The sequence below is a fragment of the Microbacterium sp. MYb64 genome (assembly GCF_002979495.1).
Classification (GTDB): domain Bacteria; phylum Actinomycetota; class Actinomycetes; order Actinomycetales; family Microbacteriaceae; genus Microbacterium; species Microbacterium azadirachtae_A.
Genome location: NZ_PCOW01000002.1, coordinates 315728 through 332046, shown reverse-complemented (window position 1 = coordinate 332046; position 16319 = coordinate 315728). Strand labels below are relative to the sequence as shown.

The window sequence follows — 16319 nt, the reverse complement described above, 5'->3', positions numbered from 1 at the left end:
CGGCGGTGAAACCGCCCCCGAACCCGCCGAAAACGGGACACGCGGGCACCCAAAGTGGGACACGGTCCGTCAAACGCGGACCATGTCCCACTGCGGGTTGTTGCGGGATCCGGAAGGGTCAGGCGTGGTCGGCCTTGTTGCCGCCGGCCTCGAGGACGTCGCCCGCCGGGAGCTCCTTGTGCCCGCCGAACTGCAGGCGCATCGCGGAGAGCACCTGGTTGGCGAACAGATCCTCGTCGCGAGACGCGAAGCGCTCGAACAGGGAGGCGGCCAGCACCGGCACCGGAACACCGACGTCGACGGCGGCCTTGACCGTCCAGCGGCCCTCACCGGAATCGGAGACGCGCCCCGCGAGTCCCTGCAGCGTGGGGTTCCCCTGCAGCGCGGCCGCGGTCAGGTCGAGCAGCCAGGACGAGATGACGGATCCGCGGCGCCACAGCTCGGCGACCTTCGGGGTGTCGATGTCGAACTGGTAGTACTCCGGCTCCTCGAGCGGCGCCACCTCCGCCGAGTGCTCCGCCTCGCGGATTCCCGCGTCGGCGTTCTCGAGGAGGTTCAGTCCCTCGGCGAGCGCGGCCATGACGCCGTACTCGATGCCGTTGTGCACCATCTTCACGAAGTGCCCGGCGCCCGACGGCCCGCAGTGCAGGAAGCCGAGCTCTTCGGGAGCGAGCTCGCCGGTGCGGCCCGGGGTGCGCTCGACGTCGCCGACGCCCGGGGCGATCGTCTGCAGGATCGGCGTGATCGTGGCGAACGCCTCATCCGGGCCGCCCACCATGAGGCAGTACCCGCGCTCGAGCCCGAAGACGCCGCCGCTGGTGCCGACATCGACGTAGTTCAGGCCCTTCTCGCGCAGCGCCTTGGCGCGACGCACGTCGTCGCGGTAGTTCGAGTTGCCGCCGTCGATGATGATGTCGCCGGGCTGCAGCACCTCGCTGAGCTCGTCGACGACCCGTCCGGTGAGACCGGCCGGGATCATGAGCCAGATGACCCTCGGGCCCTCGAGCTTCGCGGCGAGGTCGGCGTAGTCGGTCGCGCCGATCGCCCCCTCAGCCACGAGTGTGGCGACGGCATCCGGGTTGACGTCGTAGACGACGCACTCGTGCCCTCCGCGCATCAGGCGGCGCACGATGTTCGCGCCCATCCGTCCGAGTCCGACCATGGCCAGCTTCATAGCAGGGGTCCTCTCCTGTCAGAGATCGCGATTCGTGCGCCGCCTCCGCGTCAGAGGCGACGGGTGTCGTCGGGGGTCAGCCGTCCAGGCGGACGAGCCAGCCGCGCGTGTCCTCGCGACGGCCGTACTGGATGTCGGTGAGCTCGTCGCGCAGCGACATCGCGAGCTCCGTCGACGCCGGGCCCGAGTGCACGATCTCGAAGTCGTCGGCCTTGAGGGATCCGATCGGCACGACGACCGCGGCGGTGCCGCACGCGAACGCGCCCACGATCTCGCCCGACGCGGCGCCGTCGCGCCACTCCTGGATCGAGAGCTTGCGCTGCTCGACCTCGAGCCCGCGGTCCTTCGCGAGCTGCAGGATCGAGGCGAGCGTGATGCCCTCGAGGATCGAGTCGCTGGCCGGGGTGATCAGCTTGTTGTCGCGGGTGACGAGCACGAGGTTCATGCCGCCGAGCTCCTCGATGTAGTCCCCGTCGAGGAACAGGACCTGCTGGCAGCCCTTCTTGTACGCCTCCTCCTGCGGAAGCAGGCTCGAGGCGTAGTTGCCGCCCGTCTTCGCCGCGCCCGTTCCGCCGTGGCCGGCGCGGGCGTAGTCGCGGGACAGCCAGATGTTCACCGGCTGCACACCGCCGGGGAAGTACGCCCCGGCCGGGCTCGCGATGAGGTAGTAGGCCACCTTCTTCGCCGCGCGCACACCGAGGAACGCCTCCTTGGCGAACATGAACGGGCGGAGGTACAGGCTCTCCTCGGGGTTGCTGGGCACCCACGAAGAGTCGACGGCGACGAGCTGCTTGAGCGACTCGATGAACAGCTCGGTCGGCAGCTCGGGCAGCGCCAGGCGCCGCGCGGAGCGCTGCAGCCGGGCGGCGTTGCGGTCGGGTCGGAAGGTCCAGACGGATCCGTCGGCGTGACGGTAGGCCTTGAGGCCCTCGAAGATCTCCTGCGAGTAGTGCAGCACGGCGGCCGCCGGGTCGAGCTCGATCGGCCCATAGGGCGAGACGCGAGGACGGTGCCAGCCGCCCTTGTCCGACCAGCACAGGTCGACCATGTGGTCGGTGAAGTGCTGCCCGAAGCCGGGCGCGGCGAGGATCTCCTCGCGGTCGGCCTCGGAGCGCGCGTCCTCATTGCGGGTGACGCGCCAGATGAGTCCGGCGGGTGACGGGGCCTGAAGGGGGAGTTCGATGGTCATGAGTGCGTCCTGACAGGTCGAAGGGTGCGGCGTCGTGCGCTGACTTCAGATTACGCCTGGAGTCGGGCGATGATCGCCGCGCCGGTCTGTTCGGTGGTGCGGGCGCCGTCCCTCGCGGCGATGTCCTCCTCGACCGCGCGGTGCACGCGGGCGGCCTCGTCGCTCAGCCCCAGGTGATCCAGGAGCAGGGCGACCGAGAGGATCGCTGCGGTGGGGTCGGCCTTCTGCTGACCCGCGATGTCGGGTGCCGAGCCGTGCACCGGCTCGAACATCGACGGGAACGCGCCATCGGGGTTGATGTTGCCCGAGGCGGCGAGGCCGATGCCACCGGTGACGGCGCCGGCCAGATCCGTGAGGATGTCCCCGAAGAGGTTGTCGGTGACGATCACGTCGAAGCGCGAAGGGTGGGTGACCAGGAAGATCGTGGCCGCATCGACGTGCAGGTAGTCTACGGCCACGTCGGGGTGCTCCCGCGCCACCTCGTCGACGACGCGCTTCCAGATCGCACCGGCGTGCACGAGCACGTTGGTCTTGTGCACGAGGGTGAGCTTCTTGCGGCGCTTCTCGGCCAGGTCGAACGCGTAGCGCACCACGCGCTCGACGCCGAACGCGGTGTTCACGCTGGTCTCGTTCGCGACTTCGTGCGGCGTGCCCTTGCGGATCGCTCCGCCGTTGCCGACGTACGGCCCCTCGGTGCCCTCGCGGACGACGACGAAGTCGATCTCCCCCGGGTCGGCCAGAGGGCCGGCTGCGCCCGGGTAGAGCCGGGACGGGCGCAGGTTCACGTAGTGATCGAGCTCGAAGCGGAGCTTGAGCAACAGGCCGCGCTCGATGTTCGCGTCCTTGAGGCGCGGATCCCCCGGCTGACCGCCGACGGCGCCCAGCAGGATCGCGTCGTGGGCGCGGATCGCGTCGAGGTCCTCGTCGGTCAGGGTCTCGCCCGTCTCCAGGAATCGTGCGGCGCCGAGCGAGAACCGGGTCTTCTCGAACGTCACGGGGCTCGACGCGGTGACGGCGTCGAGCACCTTCTCCGCCTCGGTGACGACCTCGGGACCGATGCCGTCACCCGGGATGACAGCCAGCTTCACGACACGGGACGACGATTCCGACACGGGCGCTCCTTGCGATTCGATGCGGGTGGAGGATCCCAGGGTATCGGGCGCTGGCGCCCCTCCCTGCGCGCATGTCACAACCGAGTCGTCCCTCTCAGCGGAGCCCAGGGGGTGCGCTGAGAGGGACGACTCGGTTGTGGTGGGCGTCAGCGGAGGCGACGGCCCAGGGTCAGCGCCGCGATCGCGCCCGCGGCGACCACGAGGACGCCGCCGATGAGCGAGGTCACCATGACCCCGGTGCCGAACGCGTCGGAGGCCGCCTGCTGCAGCGCCTGTCCGACGGCCGCGGGGAGCTGCTCCGCTGCGGAGAACGCTCCGGCGAGCGTCTCCTTCGCACGGTCGGCCAGTGCCTCCGGGACGCCCTCCGGGACGACCAGCGAGGTCCGGTAGAACGCCGTGATGATGCCGCCCAGGATCGTGGTGCCGAGCACCGCGCCGAGCTCGTAGGCCGTCTCGGACACGGCGCTGGCCGCGCCGGCCTTCTCCGGCGGAGCGGCGGCGAGGATCAGCTCGTTCGAGACCGTCTCGGCGGCGCCGATCCCGATGCCGAGCAGCACGAACGCGACGATCAGCGGCGCGACGCCGTGGGCGTGCGTGGTGAACGCCACGACGAGGTACCCGGCGAGCGAGAACACCAGCGCCGAGGGCACGAGGATCTCGGGGCGCACCCGACGCGCGATCGGCACGACGACAAGGCCCGAGACGATCATCACGGCCATCCCGGGGATGAGCGCGAGGCCGGCGTCGACCGGCTTGAGCCCGAGCACGAGCTGCAGGTGCTGCGAGACGTAGTACAGGAAGCCCACGAGGGCGACGACGCTCAGCAGGTTCACCAGGATCGCGCCGCTGAACATCCCGCGGCGGAAGAGCGCCATGTCGAGCATCGGGATCTCCGCGCGCAGCTGCCGGCGTACGAACAGCACGCCCAGACCCACCCCGAGCACGAACAGGATCACGACGAGTGGCGTGATGCCGTGCACCGCGAACTCCTTGATCGCGTAGACCACGGGCACCATGGTGCCCATCGACAGGAGGATGCTGATCGGATCGATCCGGCCGGGGTTCGGGTCGCGGCTCTCCGGCACCAGGATCGGCGCGAGGATCAGCAGCGGGATGAGCACCGGCACGGCGACGAGGAACACGGCACCCCAGGCGAAGTGCTCGAGCAGCAGGCCACCGACGATCGGTCCGAGGGCGGACCCGGCGGAGAACCCCGCCGCCCAGACCGCGATCGCCAGCCGTCGCTGCTCGCGGTTCTGGAACACCGAGCGCAGCAGCGAGAGCGTCGACGGCATGAGCATGGCGCCGAAGAATCCGAGGAGTGCGCGGGCCGCGATCAGCAGTGCCGCGGTCGGGGCGAACGCCGCGAGCGCGGAGACGAGCGCGAAGCCGGTGGCGCCGATCAGCAGCATCCTCCGCCGGCCGAAACGGTCGCCGAGCGTGCCCATCGTGACGAGGAGGCCCGCGAGCACGAGCGGGTAGACGTCGATGATCCACAGCTGCTCGACGCCGCTGGGACTCAGTGCCGTGGAGATCTCCGGCAGGGCGAAGGACAGCACGGTGTTGTCGACGGAGACGAGCAGCACAGGCAGCATGAGCACGACCAGCGCCGCCCAGCCGCGCGCACCGACGCGGGGGCCGTCTTCGGTCCCCGGCAGGGAGATCGACGCTGTTGCGGACATGTTGCACCTCTCGGATCCATCGGGAAAGGGACGGTTTACTTAACCGTCCGGATGGTATAGTAACAGATATGGCCAGACCTCCGCATGCCCGTGAGCGCGTTCTCGACGCCTATGAGGCGCTGCTCATCTCCGGCGGCGAGCGCACCGCGACCCTCGACGCCGTCGCGCGGGACGCCGGAGTCTCCAAGGGCGGCCTGCTCTATCACTTCGCCTCGAAGGACGACCTCGCGGCGGCGATGATCGCGCGGCTCGTCGCGCTCGCGACCGAGGACGTCGAGCGGATCCGCTCCGCACCCGAGGGACCCGTCGAGTACTACCTGCGCACCTCGGTCATGATGGACGACGCCCTCGACCGCGCGATCGTCGCCGCGTCCTGCCTGGCGCAGAGCGGCAGCAGGGCCGCGACCGAGGCCATGCACCGCATGCGCGAGGAGTCGGCCGAGGCGATCCGCCCGCACGTGCGCGACCAGGCGGCGCTCGACCTCGTGATGCTGCTCAGTGACGGGCTGTTCTTCAACAACGCCCTGGATTCGCACGGCCCTTCAGACGGCGCCGGTGCCGTCGTGCCCGCCGGGGCCGACCTCGACGCGCTGGTCGCCCTGGTGCTCCGGTCCGTCGCGCCCTGACCTCTCCCCCGCCCGCGGTCGTTGAGCGAGGACGCCACCTCCGGGGTCGTTGAGCGAGGACGCCGCAGGCGACCGAGACGAAACGCGGCACCCTCGTAAGGGCACCGCGTTTCGTCCCGCTTCGCTCAACGCCCCCGTGGGGCCGGGGCGATGGTCAGGCCTCGACGAGCTCGATCTGACGGAACAGGTCGGCGTCGATCGCCTCGCGCACCTCGTCGAGGAGCGTCTCGGGGATCGGCGAGTCGAGCGTGAGCACCGACAGGGCCTGGCCGCCGGCGGTCTCACGGGCGATCTGCATGCCTGCGATGTTGATGCCGGCGTCGCCGAAGCGCTGACCGTAGACCGCGACGATGCCGGGGCGGTCGGTGTACAGCATGACGACGTGGTGCTTCTCGATCGGCAGTTCGACCGCGTGGCCGTTGATCGCGACGAGCTTCTCGATCTGCTTGGGGCCGGTCAGGGTGCCGGACACGGAGACCTGGCTGCCGTCGGCGAGCGCGCCGCGCAGCGTGACCACGTTGCGGTACTCCTCGCTGACGTCATCCTGCACGAGGCGCACCGCGACGCCGCGCTGCTCGGCGAGCAGCGGCGCGTTCACGTACGACACGGTCTCGCTCACGATCGGGGTGAACACGCCCTTCAGGGCGGCCAGGCGCAGCACGCCGACGTCGTAGCCGTTGAGCTCGCCGTGCACCTCGACGTCGAGGCTCGTGAGCGGCGAGTGCGCGAGGCCGGAGAGGATCTGGCCGAGCTTCTCGGTGAGGGGGATGCCGGGGCGCACGTACGGGTCGATGACCCCGCCGGCGACGTTGACGGCGTCCGGGACCAGGTCGCCGCCGAGCGCGAGACGCACGGAGCGCGCGACCGAGACGCCGGCCTTCTCCTGCGCCTCGTCCGTCGACGCACCGAGGTGCGGGGTCACCACGACGTTCGGCTGCGCGGTGAGCGCGTGAGCGGCGCTGCCCTCGACGGGCGGCTCGGACGTGAAGACGTCGAGGCCGGCACCCGCGATCTCGCCGTTCTGCAGGGCGACGAGGAGCGCCTCCTCGTCGATGAGGCCGCCGCGGGCCACGTTGACGACGTACGCGGTCTTCTTCATCGCGCGGAACTGCTCCGCGCCGATCATGCCGGTGGTCTCCGGCGTCTTCGGCATGTGGATCGTGAGGAAGTCGCTCTCCGCGACGAGATCCTCGAGGCTCAGAAGCTGCACGCCGAGCTGCTGGGCGCGGGCGCTCGTGACATAGGGGTCGTAGGCGACGACGCGCATGTCGAATGCCGCCAGACGCGCTGCGACGAGCGCGCCGATCCGGCCGAGGCCGACGATGCCGACGGTCTTCTCGAAGAGCTCGGCGCCGGTGTAGGAGCTGCGCTTCCACGCCCCTGCCGACAGCGACGCGTGCGCGGCGGGGATGCGGCGGGCGAGGCTGAGGATGTGGCCGACCGTGAGCTCGGCGGCGGAGACGATGTTGGACGTGGGCGCGTTCACGACCATGACGCCCGCGGCCGTCGAGGCCTTGATGTCGACGTTGTCCAGGCCCACACCGGCGCGGGCGACGACCTTCAGCACGGGCGCGTGCGAGAGCGCCTCGGCGTCGATCCTGGTCGCCGAGCGGATCAGCACGGCGTCGGCGTCGGCGAGAGCGGCGAACAGCGCCTCCCGGTCGGTGCCGTCCACCGAGCGGACGTCGAAATCGGGGCCGAGTGCGTCCACCGTGGCCGGAGACAGCGTCTCGGCGAGCAGGACGACGGGCTTGCGGGCGGACGTGTTCACGGCGTTCTCAGGCACAGAGATCCTTCGGGACAGGAGGGAGGGGGCCGATGCGCCGCACCGTCGGGGCGCGATAGTGCCCACACTCTACCCGAGACGACAGAGCCGCCAGGACCGTGTGACGGCCAGAGACAGTCGCGGTCAGTGCGCGCCGGAGAGCGTGTAGCCGACCACGTCGAGCCAGAACACGGCTACCAGACCCAGGCCTGCGAGCAGCACGAGCGCCACCGTGCCGAGCCCGCGCCGCCTGGTCACGGCGATCGCGACGACGTAGATGACGGCAGGGAGGATGATCGCGAGGATCAGCGCCACCCAGGTCGTCGCCCCGACGGCGAGGCCGACGAGCGGGATCATGTACCCGATCGCGTTCCAGATCGCGTAGGCGTAGAGCAGGCCGAACACGCCCAGCAGCGTGTAGAAGATCCAGCGGGGACGCCGCGGATCCGCCTGCGGTGCGGTCGTCATCGACTCGGCGCTCATGCTCCCACCGTCCCGAACATCACGAAGGGCCACGGCACCAGCAGCGCGGCGCCGGCGATCAGCGCCACGATCCGGATCCAGGTCGCGCTGCCGCGGGTCAGCACCCACGCGGCGACGAACCACAGGATCGGGGCGAGGGCGGCGAGCCACATCCAGGGGAAGTAGATCCAGTCGCCGAGCAGGAGGGATGCGCGCGGACGCAGCCGGAAGCCGCCCACGATCCAGCCCACGGCGAAGAGCAGGTACACGCCGCCGATGATGCCGTAGAAGACGAGCGCGGCGTTGCCGATCCCGGCGGGCTCGTCGTCGGCGTCCGCCTCGACCTCTGCCGAGGGCGTCGTCCCGGCCGTCGCGACGCGCTCTGCGGCGGGGGTCTCGGCCGTGCCCTGCGCAGCCCGTGCCACCTCGGGAGCGGGATCCGCGGATGTCCGGGCATCCGGCGCCGCGGGAGGCTCGTTCTTCGCGGAAGCGTCCGGCGCATCGGGCTCGTCGCCCTCCCAGCGCAGCGCGTCGTCCGGATCGGTCGTCATGTGTCCAGCGTAGCGACCGATATCCCCGGATCCGCGGGCCCTCGCCGCTAGGCTCGGGTCCAGCACCAGGCGGAAAGGACCACCGTGCCCGAGAACAGCAGCCACAAACCCGCCCGAGCGGCGGCCAGCAAGCCCGCATCGACCGCGTCGAAGGCCGCGGCCGGCGCCGACGGCCCCGCGGATCCTCCCGCCGGCTGGACTCCCACCCCCGAGGCCAAGGCCACCGCGACCCGGTTCCGCTGGGTCGCGGCCGTGCTCTGGGCGGTCGCGATCGCCGCGGAGGCCGTAGGCATCTTCTGGTTGCTGCGTCAGCGCCAGTACGTCGGCGAGGACGGCAAACTCGTCCGCAACCCCGACACCGGCCTGCTGGAGCAGCAGGGCGCGACCGCGACGTTCCCGCAGTGGGCGTTCATCACGCTCATCGCGCTCTTCGTCGTGATCGCCGCACTTTCGATCACGGGATCCTTCCTGTGGAAGAAGGCGAACCGCCTGGATCCGGCCCGCCGCTCCGACACCGTGCGCTTCTTCGTGCAGAACCAGCTGGGCGCGATCATCGCGATCATCGCGTTCGTGCCGCTCATCATCATGGTGTTCCTGAACAAGGACATGAGCAAGGGCCAGAAGACCACGGCAGGCATCATCGGCATCGTGCTGGCGGCGCTCGCCGTCGTGCTCGGCATCGACTTCAAGCCCTCCTCCGTCGAGCAGTACACCGCCGATCAGTCGACGGTCATCCAGCTGCTCGGGCAGGACAAGGTGGTCTGGGTCGACGGCGGAACCGTCTACCACGTGTGCGAGCAGGTCTCGGCGATCCAGACCGGAAGCGACAAGCGCACCGGCACGACCGCCCAGGCCGTCGAGGCCGGGAAGACCCGCCTGACGCTCGAGTTCGCGTCCGAGCTCCGCAAGTGCGGGCTGGCGGTTCCGGAGAACTCCCCCGCCATCGCCGACGCTCTGCGCGCCATCCGCGACGGCAAGACCGACACGACGCTGCCCGCCCCGGTGTGGGCCGACGGCGCCAACGCGCCCGCTCCGATCCCGGACGCCCCGTCCTCCGGCACCGAGCCGGCGCCGACCAGCACCCCGTGACCCCGCTCCGCTGAGCAGCGGCGAGCAGACGAGCGCGACGTCCTCCTCAGGGCGTCGCGCTCGTCTCGTTCGGGGCCGATACTCGGGTCAGCTCCGGCGTCGCACCGCGGCGTCCGCGCGGCGCACGATGTCGCCATCGGTCACGTCGTAGCCGGTGCTCCCGCCGCCGGGCCCGCTGGGCGCGGAATCCCCCGAGGGGTGCCGTGCGGAGAGGTGGATCGCATCGACGCCGCACGTGGTCAGCGCGGGGATGTCCTCGACCCGCACCCCGCCGCCGGCCATGATCTCGAGCCGTCCCGCCGATGCCGCGACCAGAGCACGCAGGGCGTCGACGCCGTCGATGCTGCGCACGGCGCCTCCGCTCGTCAGCACACGGCTCACCCCGGACTCGAGGAGATCGCCGACGAGGGCCGCGGGCTCTGGCACCGTGTCGATCGCCCGGTGGAACACGAGCTCCGCGGCTCCCGCCGCGTCCCTCCAGCGCTCGAGAGCGCGGAGGTCCACCGCACCGTCCGCGGTCAGCGCGCCGACCACGACCGCTCCCGCGCCACGGCGGACGACGTCGGAGACATCGGCGGCGACGAGGTCGATCTCCTCGGCGCTGTACACGAACCCGCCGACGCGGGGCCGGACGAGCACGGCGACGCGCTCCGGATCACCGGCCACGGCGAGCACGGCGTCGACCGTCGCTCCCGAGGGCGTGAGGCCCCCGGTCGCCGCCAGCGCCTGGCAGAGCTCGACGCGATCCGCCCCGCCCTCGAACGCGGTCCGTGCACCGGAGGGCCCGTCGACGGCGATCTCGAGCGCGATGCGCGTCACGGCGCGACCGTGAGGGTGGCGACGGGCTCGGCGCGCAGCCCCGCGGGGATGCGCACGATCCGGGTGCCGTCTCCCGACGCCTCCGACTCCACCGCGGAGCCGTCCGTCCAGCGCGCCACACCGTCGGCCAGTTCGGCGGGAAGACCGAACTCACCCGTGCTCGGATCGAGGGCGTGCACGTGCACCCCGGCGGCCGACTGCGTGTAGCGGCGCGGCGCCCCGATCTCCTCGCCGAAACGCACCCAGGGACGCGTCCCGTGGATCGCGTCGCCGTTCCGGCGCATCCAGGCGCCGAGATCGCGCATCGTCCGGCGCTGCAGCTCGGGGATCCGTCCCGCCGCGTCCGGGCCCACATTGATGAGCAGGTTCCCGTTCTTGGAGACCACGTCGACGAGCATCCGGATCAGATCCGGCCCGGACAACGTCTGGCGCTCGTCCTCCGCCTCGTTGTATCCGAACGAGTAGCCGAGGCCGCGCGTGGACTCCCACGGGGCATCCAGGATCCCGGGGATGTGCGTGTACTCCCGCGTGAGGAAGCCGTGGTACGGCACGCCCCAGCGGTCGTTCACGACGCCGTTCGGCACGCGGTCGAAGTAGCGGCGCAGCAGTGCGGCGACCGCGAAGTCGTCATCGCCCTTGCCGCCGTCGGGCCACTCGATGTCGTTCCAGAGCACGTCGGGCGAGAACCGCTCGACGAGTTCGTCGAGCTGTGCCGCGGCAAAGCGCGAGAAATGCTCGTCGTTGCGGCGGTAGCGGAACAGATCGGTGTCCGACTCGATCGCCGGGAAGTCGCTCGCGTGCCAGTCCAGCGCTCCGGAGAAGTACACGCCGAACCGCGCCCCGGCACGCCGCGTGGCGTCGTGGAGCTCCGCGACGAGGTCGCGCCGGGGCCCGCGGGCCACCGCGTTGAAGCCGGTCGTGCCGGTGCCCCACAGGCAGAAGCCCTCGTGGTGCTTGGTCGTCGGGATCACGTAGCGGGCTCCGGCATCCACGAGCTCGCCCACGAAGGCGTCGGCGTCGAAGGACGACGCGTCCCAGAGGTCGGCGAGGTCCTCGTACGAGGTGCCGGGTCCGTAGAGCTCCTGGTGCCGCTGCCACGTCGGGCTGCCGGCGATCCGCACGGTGTTGCCGTACCACTCCGCGTACTGGTGCCAGGCGTACGCGTCCTCGGTCGGGATGTTCACGCCCTCGCCGTGCTGCACGGCCCAGGCGGGTACCGAGTAAAGGCCCCAGTGCACGAAGAAGCCGAGCTTGGCGTCGCGGTACCAGTCCGGCACGCCAGCGGCGGGGTATGCGGGTGCGGCGGATCCGAAGTCGGGTCCGGTGCGCGTCTCGAAGTTCATCATGCGGGCAGCTCCTCTCCGCGACGGCTCACATGCGCGGTGAGCGCGGGGACGCCGTCGGTGTCGAACGGGAAGACGCCGGGCGCGAGCCGGTGGTGGCCCAGACGCAGCAGATCCTGGTCCACGCCACCCGGGGTGAGCGCGAGCGTCCAGTCGGCGGCGAGGTCGTAGAGCTCGGGCTCGAGGTAGCCGATCTTGACGATCACGATGTCGGCGGTCTCGGGATCCAGTCCCAGCATGCGGAAGTCGTCGAGGTGGTGGAAGGGCTTGCGGCGCTCGGTGACGATCGCGTGCACGCTGCCGGAGCGGATCACGACCTGGGTGCCGGCGTCGGAGTCGCCCTTGGTGATCGAGAACACCTCGCCCGAGAGCGGCACAGGGCCGCGGGGTCCGGGATCCACCCGTCCGCCGACCTCGAGGGTCACGGTCGCGCCGACGCCGGCGGCCACCGTCTGCGCCACCGCCGCGGCGTCGAACACGGAGGCGTGCACGACGACGCGTCCAGGCTCCGCGAGCTCGGGCCGCGCGAGCAGCTCGCCGAGCGTCCAGGAGACATCTCCCGCCCCGCCCGCCGTGGGGTTGTCGCCGGAGTCGGAGAGGACGTACGGGCGGGCGGCTTCCGGAGCGAGCGCCCGATCGAGCGCCTCGCCGAGGGTCGCGGTCGGACCCACGAACACGAAGTCGGCACGCGCGTCCCAGTACTGCCGGGCCAGGCGCTCGGCCTCCCGCGCGATGACCGCGCGGTCGTCGCCGATCACCATCACGATCGCCATGTTGCGCGGCTCGTCGGCCCAGGCGTAGCCGACCCAGATCGCCGCGTCCACGACGCCGTCGAGCTCCTCGACATCCGGCACCTGCGCGTAGATGCCGCGTGCCGGCTCCAGCCGGGTGCTCGTCTTCTCCCCCGGCAGCAGCACGGGCACGGGCACCCACGCCTTGTAGGGACGACGGCGCAGCGGATCGGATCCGTGCGGACCGCGCAGGCGCGCGAGCAGGTTCCACACCGCGCGCTCCTTGGTGTTCATCCAGTCCTCGTGCGGCGCCATCCTGTAGCAGGTGAGCAGATCCAGCGCGTCGCGCAGCACCTCCGACACGTTGCCGTGCAGGTCCATCGAGGTCGACACGAGCACATCCTCGCCGAGTTCGGCGCGGACGGCGGCCGCGAGGTCGCCCTCCGCATCCTGCATTCCGACGACGCTCATGGCGCCGTGGATGTCGAAGAAGAACCCGTCGAACGGACCGCCGGCGGCGATCTCGGCGCGGATGCCGCGCACGATCGCCTCCTTCATCCGGAGAAAGGTGGCCGGCGCCACTGCTCCGCCCGGCAGCGAGCGGCCGTGATGGATCGGGACCCACTCCGCCGCCTCGCGCAGTTCGCGGCCCTCGTCGAGGAACGGGTAGTAGCCGAGGAGGTCGGCGCCCTCGCGGATCGTGAAGGCCTCGTCGCCGGAGATGTGCGGCGAGAACGTGCTGGACTCGATCGAGATCCCGGCGATGCCGATCCGGGGGCGGGCGAGCCCCCGATCCTCGACGGCCGGGAGCGGCCCCATCCAGACCGTGTCGGCCTCGGGGCGGATGTTCGGGGTGGGCGCTGTCATGACGGCTTTCGTTCCTTCTCAGGCAGTGCGGGCGGTTCAGACGGTGGCGGGAACGGAATCGGCGAGTCGCGCGGCCGCGAGCGCCGCAGCTCCTCGGGCGACGGCGTCGGCCGAGATCTCGGCGGGCACGATGCGGAGCGCGAACCCCGAGACCGGGGCATCGGTGCGCAGCGTATCGAGGATGCCGGGCTCGAGCAGGTCCCATGCCTCGCGTACTCCTCCGCCGATCACGACCATGCCGAGATCCAGCAGGGAGGACGCGACCGAGGCGGCGAGAGCCGTCGCACGCGCGGCGTCCGTGAAGACGGCCAGCGCCGCGGTCTCCCCCGCCCTGGCGCGATCCGCGATCTCCGGGGCGGAGGCGTCGGATCCGGTGGCGGCGCGGTAGCGGCGCGCGATCGAGGTGCCGGAGGCGAGCGTCTCCAGATGCCCGGTCTGCCCGCAGGTGCACACCAGGTCGCTGAAGCCGGGCGTGTGGCCGATCTCCCCCGCCGCGCCGTGCACGCCGTGGTGCACCGCGCCGTCGAGGGCGATCGCGCCCCCGACGCCGGTGCCGAGCATGATGCCGAGCACGTCGCTCTCCCCGCGGGCCGCGCCCCAGCGCAGCTCGCCGAGCAGGAAGGCGTTCACGTCGTTCTCGACCCACACCGGCGCGTCGAGGCGGACCTCGAGCTCGCCGGCGAGCGGGAACCCGCTCCAATCGGTGAACGTGGCCGAGGCGGCGACGACGACACCGCGCTCCTGGTCGATCACGCCGGCGGCGCCGACGCCCGCGCCGGCCAGGGACGCGTCCAGCGCGCCGCACAGCCGGAGGACGAGGTCGGCGGCGGCGTCCGCCATCGCGGGGCCGCCCTCCGCGGCGGGCGCCGGCACGACGCCCTTCGCCAGGACCGCGCCGGTCTCGTCGGTCAGCACGGCGGAGATCTTCGTCCCGCCGATGTCGATGCCCGCGATCACGGGCGCACTCGTCTCCCGGTGCTGCACGGCACCGGATCCTGCGTCGTGAGTCATCGTCCGCCGAGCCCCGCCATCGCGATGCCCTTGACCAGGTGCTTCTGCAGCACGATCACGAGGACCGTCGTCGGCACCATCGAGATGATCGCCGCCGCCATCTGGAGATCCCAGCGCGTGCCGGTGAGGCCGGAGAAGGTCGCAAGACCCACCGGGAGGGTGCCGTGCGCGTTGTAGTCGACCGTCACGATCAGCGGCCACAGGTAGCTGTTCCAGAACGACAGGAAGGTGAAGACGGAGAGCACCGCCACCGCGGACTTCGCGAGCGGCAGGATGATCTGCAGGAAGGAGCGCAGGGGGCCTGCGCCGTCAACGCGGGCCGCCTCCTCGAGCTCGTACGGGATCCCGCGGAAGAACTGGCGCATGAGGAACGTGCCGAACGCGGTGAACGCGAACGGGAAGATCAGCGCCTGGTAGGTGTCCACCCAGTTCAGCCACTGCATGACCTGGAACATCGGGATGACCAGCACCTCGGCGGGCACCATCAGGGTCGCGAGGAACAGCACGAACACCGCGTCCCTGCCGCGCCAGCGCAGCCGGCCGAAGGCGTAGCCCGCGGTCGTCGAGACGATCAGCACGACCAGCGTTCCAGCGATCGCCACGAAGAACGAGTTGCCGATGTACGTGAGGAACGGGCCGTACGCGAACACGTCGGCGAAGTTCGACCAGCGCACCTCGGAGCCGACCAGCTTCGGCGGCATCGAGAACATCTCGTTGTTGGGCTTGAGGGCCGAGAAGAACGAGTAGATCAGCGGCGAGACGAACACGAGCGCCGCGAGGTAGACGAAGACGTGGGCGATGATGAGGCGGGTCCGCTCGGCCGCGGACAGCGGCGCCTTCGAGCGCTTGCCGCGATCCTCGGCCGCGACCTCGACATCGGCGGACTCGACGAGGGCCGCCTGCTGCAGATCAGTGCTCATAGTGCACCCACTTCTTCTGCGCCCCGAACTGCAGCGCGGTGATGATGATGATGAGCGCGAACAGGATCCATGCGCCGGCGGCGGCGATGCCGAGGTCCTGGAACTTGAAGCCCTGGTTGTAGATGAACTGGACCAGAGGCTGTGTCGCGTTGCCCGGCCCGCCTCCGGTGAGCAGCTGAGGCTGCGCGAACACCTGCAACGACGTGATCATGGTCATGATCGTCGCGAAGAAGATCGACGGCGAGATCATCGGGACGACGACGCTCCACTGCATCCGGAAGCCGGAGGCCCCGTCGATCCGCGCCGCCTCGATGACCGACTCCGGGAGCTGCTCGAGGGCGGCGGAGAAGATGAGCATGTTGTAGCCCAGTCCCTGCCAGACGCTCATGATGATGACCATCGCCATGGCCCAGAACGGGTCGGCGAGGAAGTTCGGCAGCTTGATGCCGAACCAGCCCTGCGCGATGCCGTTGAAGAGGCCCTGCGGCTGCAGCATCATCTTCCAGACCAGGACGCTCGCGACCATCGGCGTGACGACGGGGATGAAGAACAGCACGCGCAGCGCACCGCGGCCGCGGATCCGCGGCCCGAGGGACATCGCCAGGATCAGGGAGCAGACGATGCTGAGCGGCACGTAGACGATCGTGAAGACGGCGGTGTTGCGCATCGCCGGCCAGAAGTCCGGGCTCGACGTGAACAGCTTGATGTAGTTGTCGATGCCGTTGAACGACTTGTCGCCGAACGTGGGCCAGTTGTAGAAGCTCATCACGATGGAGAGCACGACCGGCACGACGGTGAACACGGCGAGGCCGATCAGGGCGGGGCTCGCGAAGCCGAGCGCCTGACGGCCCTCCGCACGCATGAGGGATCCGCGTCGGGGCGGAGCACCGCGTCGGCTCTGCGACGCGCGGCGGCGGGATGCGGCGATGGTCACCGTTCCTCCTTCTTCCAGAATGGTGTCCCGGTCCGGCGGACGGA

General features: G+C 70.7%; 15 protein-coding genes. 2 read left to right on the top strand and 13 right to left on the bottom strand.

From position 1 onward, the window contains the following. Window positions 1–118 precede the first annotated feature (118 nt). From gnd to CQ044_RS03700, 4 genes are all read right to left on the bottom strand, one after another. The gene (gene gnd / locus CQ044_RS03715) at window positions 119–1174 is read right to left on the bottom strand and encodes a phosphogluconate dehydrogenase (NAD(+)-dependent, decarboxylating) (protein ID WP_105686913.1); all 1056 of its coding nucleotides are present in this window, start codon (window positions 1172–1174) and stop codon (window positions 119–121) included. A 76-nt stretch (window positions 1175–1250) separates the two neighbouring features. Further along, window positions 1251–2363, bottom strand: coding sequence for a branched-chain amino acid aminotransferase (locus CQ044_RS03710; RefSeq protein ID WP_105686911.1), 1113 nt, complete (start codon window positions 2361–2363; stop codon window positions 1251–1253). Between the two features lie 50 nt (window positions 2364–2413). Then, a complete protein-coding gene (locus CQ044_RS03705; protein ID WP_105686909.1) occupies window positions 2414–3475 on the bottom strand; it encodes a 3-isopropylmalate dehydrogenase in 1062 nt (353 codons plus the stop codon). Window positions 3476–3621: 146 nt separating this feature from the next. Continuing rightward, window positions 3622–5157 carry an MFS transporter gene (locus CQ044_RS03700; RefSeq protein ID WP_105686907.1) on the bottom strand — a complete coding sequence of 512 codons (1536 nt, stop codon included), beginning with the start codon at window positions 5155–5157 and terminating at the stop codon, window positions 3622–3624. Between the two features lie 68 nt (window positions 5158–5225). Between CQ044_RS03700 and CQ044_RS03695 the strand changes: the two genes are divergently transcribed. Continuing rightward, window positions 5226–5783 (top strand): TetR/AcrR family transcriptional regulator, encoded by a 558-nt coding sequence (locus CQ044_RS03695; RefSeq protein ID WP_105686905.1) that lies wholly within the window; start codon window positions 5226–5228, stop codon window positions 5781–5783. A 154-nt stretch (window positions 5784–5937) separates the two neighbouring features. Here CQ044_RS03695 and serA read toward each other — a convergent pair whose 3' ends face one another. From serA to CQ044_RS03680, 3 genes are all read right to left on the bottom strand, one after another. Beyond that, complete coding sequence (gene serA / locus CQ044_RS03690; protein WP_235281829.1) at window positions 5938–7569, bottom strand: phosphoglycerate dehydrogenase; 1632 nt, start codon at window positions 7567–7569, stop codon at window positions 5938–5940. 123 nt (window positions 7570–7692) lie between these two features. Beyond that, window positions 7693–8031, bottom strand: coding sequence for a hypothetical protein (locus CQ044_RS03685; protein ID WP_052680382.1), 339 nt, complete (start codon window positions 8029–8031; stop codon window positions 7693–7695). Then, window positions 8028–8561, bottom strand: a complete 534-nt coding sequence (locus CQ044_RS03680) for a hypothetical protein (RefSeq protein ID WP_105686903.1) — start codon at window positions 8559–8561, stop codon at window positions 8028–8030. The genes CQ044_RS03685 and CQ044_RS03680 overlap by 4 nt, the downstream gene beginning before the upstream one ends. Before the next feature lie 84 nt (window positions 8562–8645). Between CQ044_RS03680 and CQ044_RS03675 the strand changes: the two genes are divergently transcribed. Next, window positions 8646–9650 (top strand): hypothetical protein, encoded by a 1005-nt coding sequence (locus tag CQ044_RS03675; protein WP_258133147.1) that lies wholly within the window; start codon window positions 8646–8648, stop codon window positions 9648–9650. Between the two features lie 87 nt (window positions 9651–9737). Here CQ044_RS03675 and CQ044_RS03670 read toward each other — a convergent pair whose 3' ends face one another. The 6 genes from CQ044_RS03670 to CQ044_RS03645 all read right to left on the bottom strand — a co-directional run bounded on the left by CQ044_RS03670 (window position 9738) and on the right by CQ044_RS03645 (window position 16275). Next, window positions 9738–10469 (bottom strand): copper homeostasis protein CutC, encoded by a 732-nt coding sequence (locus CQ044_RS03670; RefSeq protein WP_105686901.1) that lies wholly within the window; start codon window positions 10467–10469, stop codon window positions 9738–9740. Beyond that, window positions 10466–11815: an alpha-L-fucosidase gene (locus CQ044_RS03665; protein ID WP_105686899.1), complete on the bottom strand. Its 1350-nt coding sequence runs from the start codon at window positions 11813–11815 to the stop codon at window positions 10466–10468. Before CQ044_RS03665 ends, CQ044_RS03670 begins: the two co-directional genes overlap by 4 nt. Then, the gene (locus tag CQ044_RS03660; protein WP_308736918.1) at window positions 11812–13362 is read right to left on the bottom strand and encodes a M81 family metallopeptidase; all 1551 of its coding nucleotides are present in this window, start codon (window positions 13360–13362) and stop codon (window positions 11812–11814) included. The genes CQ044_RS03665 and CQ044_RS03660 overlap by 4 nt, the downstream gene beginning before the upstream one ends. An 84-nt stretch (window positions 13363–13446) precedes the next feature. Further along, window positions 13447–14421 (bottom strand): ROK family protein, encoded by a 975-nt coding sequence (locus tag CQ044_RS03655; protein ID WP_105686895.1) that lies wholly within the window; start codon window positions 14419–14421, stop codon window positions 13447–13449. Then, the gene (locus tag CQ044_RS03650; protein ID WP_258133146.1) at window positions 14418–15341 is read right to left on the bottom strand and encodes a carbohydrate ABC transporter permease; all 924 of its coding nucleotides are present in this window, start codon (window positions 15339–15341) and stop codon (window positions 14418–14420) included. Before CQ044_RS03650 ends, CQ044_RS03655 begins: the two co-directional genes overlap by 4 nt. After that, window positions 15331–16275: a carbohydrate ABC transporter permease gene (locus CQ044_RS03645; protein WP_258133145.1), complete on the bottom strand. Its 945-nt coding sequence runs from the start codon at window positions 16273–16275 to the stop codon at window positions 15331–15333. The genes CQ044_RS03650 and CQ044_RS03645 overlap by 11 nt, the downstream gene beginning before the upstream one ends. Window positions 16276–16319: the final 44 nt, after the last annotated feature.

Coding starts and splice junctions, on each gene's coding strand:
- gnd (WP_105686913.1), bottom strand. CDS start 1,174: ATGAAGCTGGCCATGGTCGGACTCGGACGGATGGGCGCGAACATCGTG.
- CQ044_RS03710 (WP_105686911.1), bottom strand. CDS start 2,363: ATGACCATCGAACTCCCCCTTCAGGCCCCGTCACCCGCCGGACTCATC.
- CQ044_RS03700 (WP_105686907.1), bottom strand. CDS start 5,157: ATGTCCGCAACAGCGTCGATCTCCCTGCCGGGGACCGAAGACGGCCCC.
- CQ044_RS03695 (WP_105686905.1), top strand. CDS start 5,226: ATGGCCAGACCTCCGCATGCCCGTGAGCGCGTTCTCGACGCCTATGAG.
- CQ044_RS03685 (WP_052680382.1), bottom strand. CDS start 8,031: ATGAGCGCCGAGTCGATGACGACCGCACCGCAGGCGGATCCGCGGCGT.
- CQ044_RS03680 (WP_105686903.1), bottom strand. CDS start 8,561: ATGACGACCGATCCGGACGACGCGCTGCGCTGGGAGGGCGACGAGCCC.
- CQ044_RS03665 (WP_105686899.1), bottom strand. CDS start 11,815: ATGATGAACTTCGAGACGCGCACCGGACCCGACTTCGGATCCGCCGCA.
- CQ044_RS03660 (WP_308736918.1), bottom strand. CDS start 13,362: ATGGGGCCGCTCCCGGCCGTCGAGGATCGGGGGCTCGCCCGCCCCCGG.
- CQ044_RS03655 (WP_105686895.1), bottom strand. CDS start 14,421: ATGACTCACGACGCAGGATCCGGTGCCGTGCAGCACCGGGAGACGAGT.
- CQ044_RS03650 (WP_258133146.1), bottom strand. CDS start 15,341: ATGAGCACTGATCTGCAGCAGGCGGCCCTCGTCGAGTCCGCCGATGTC.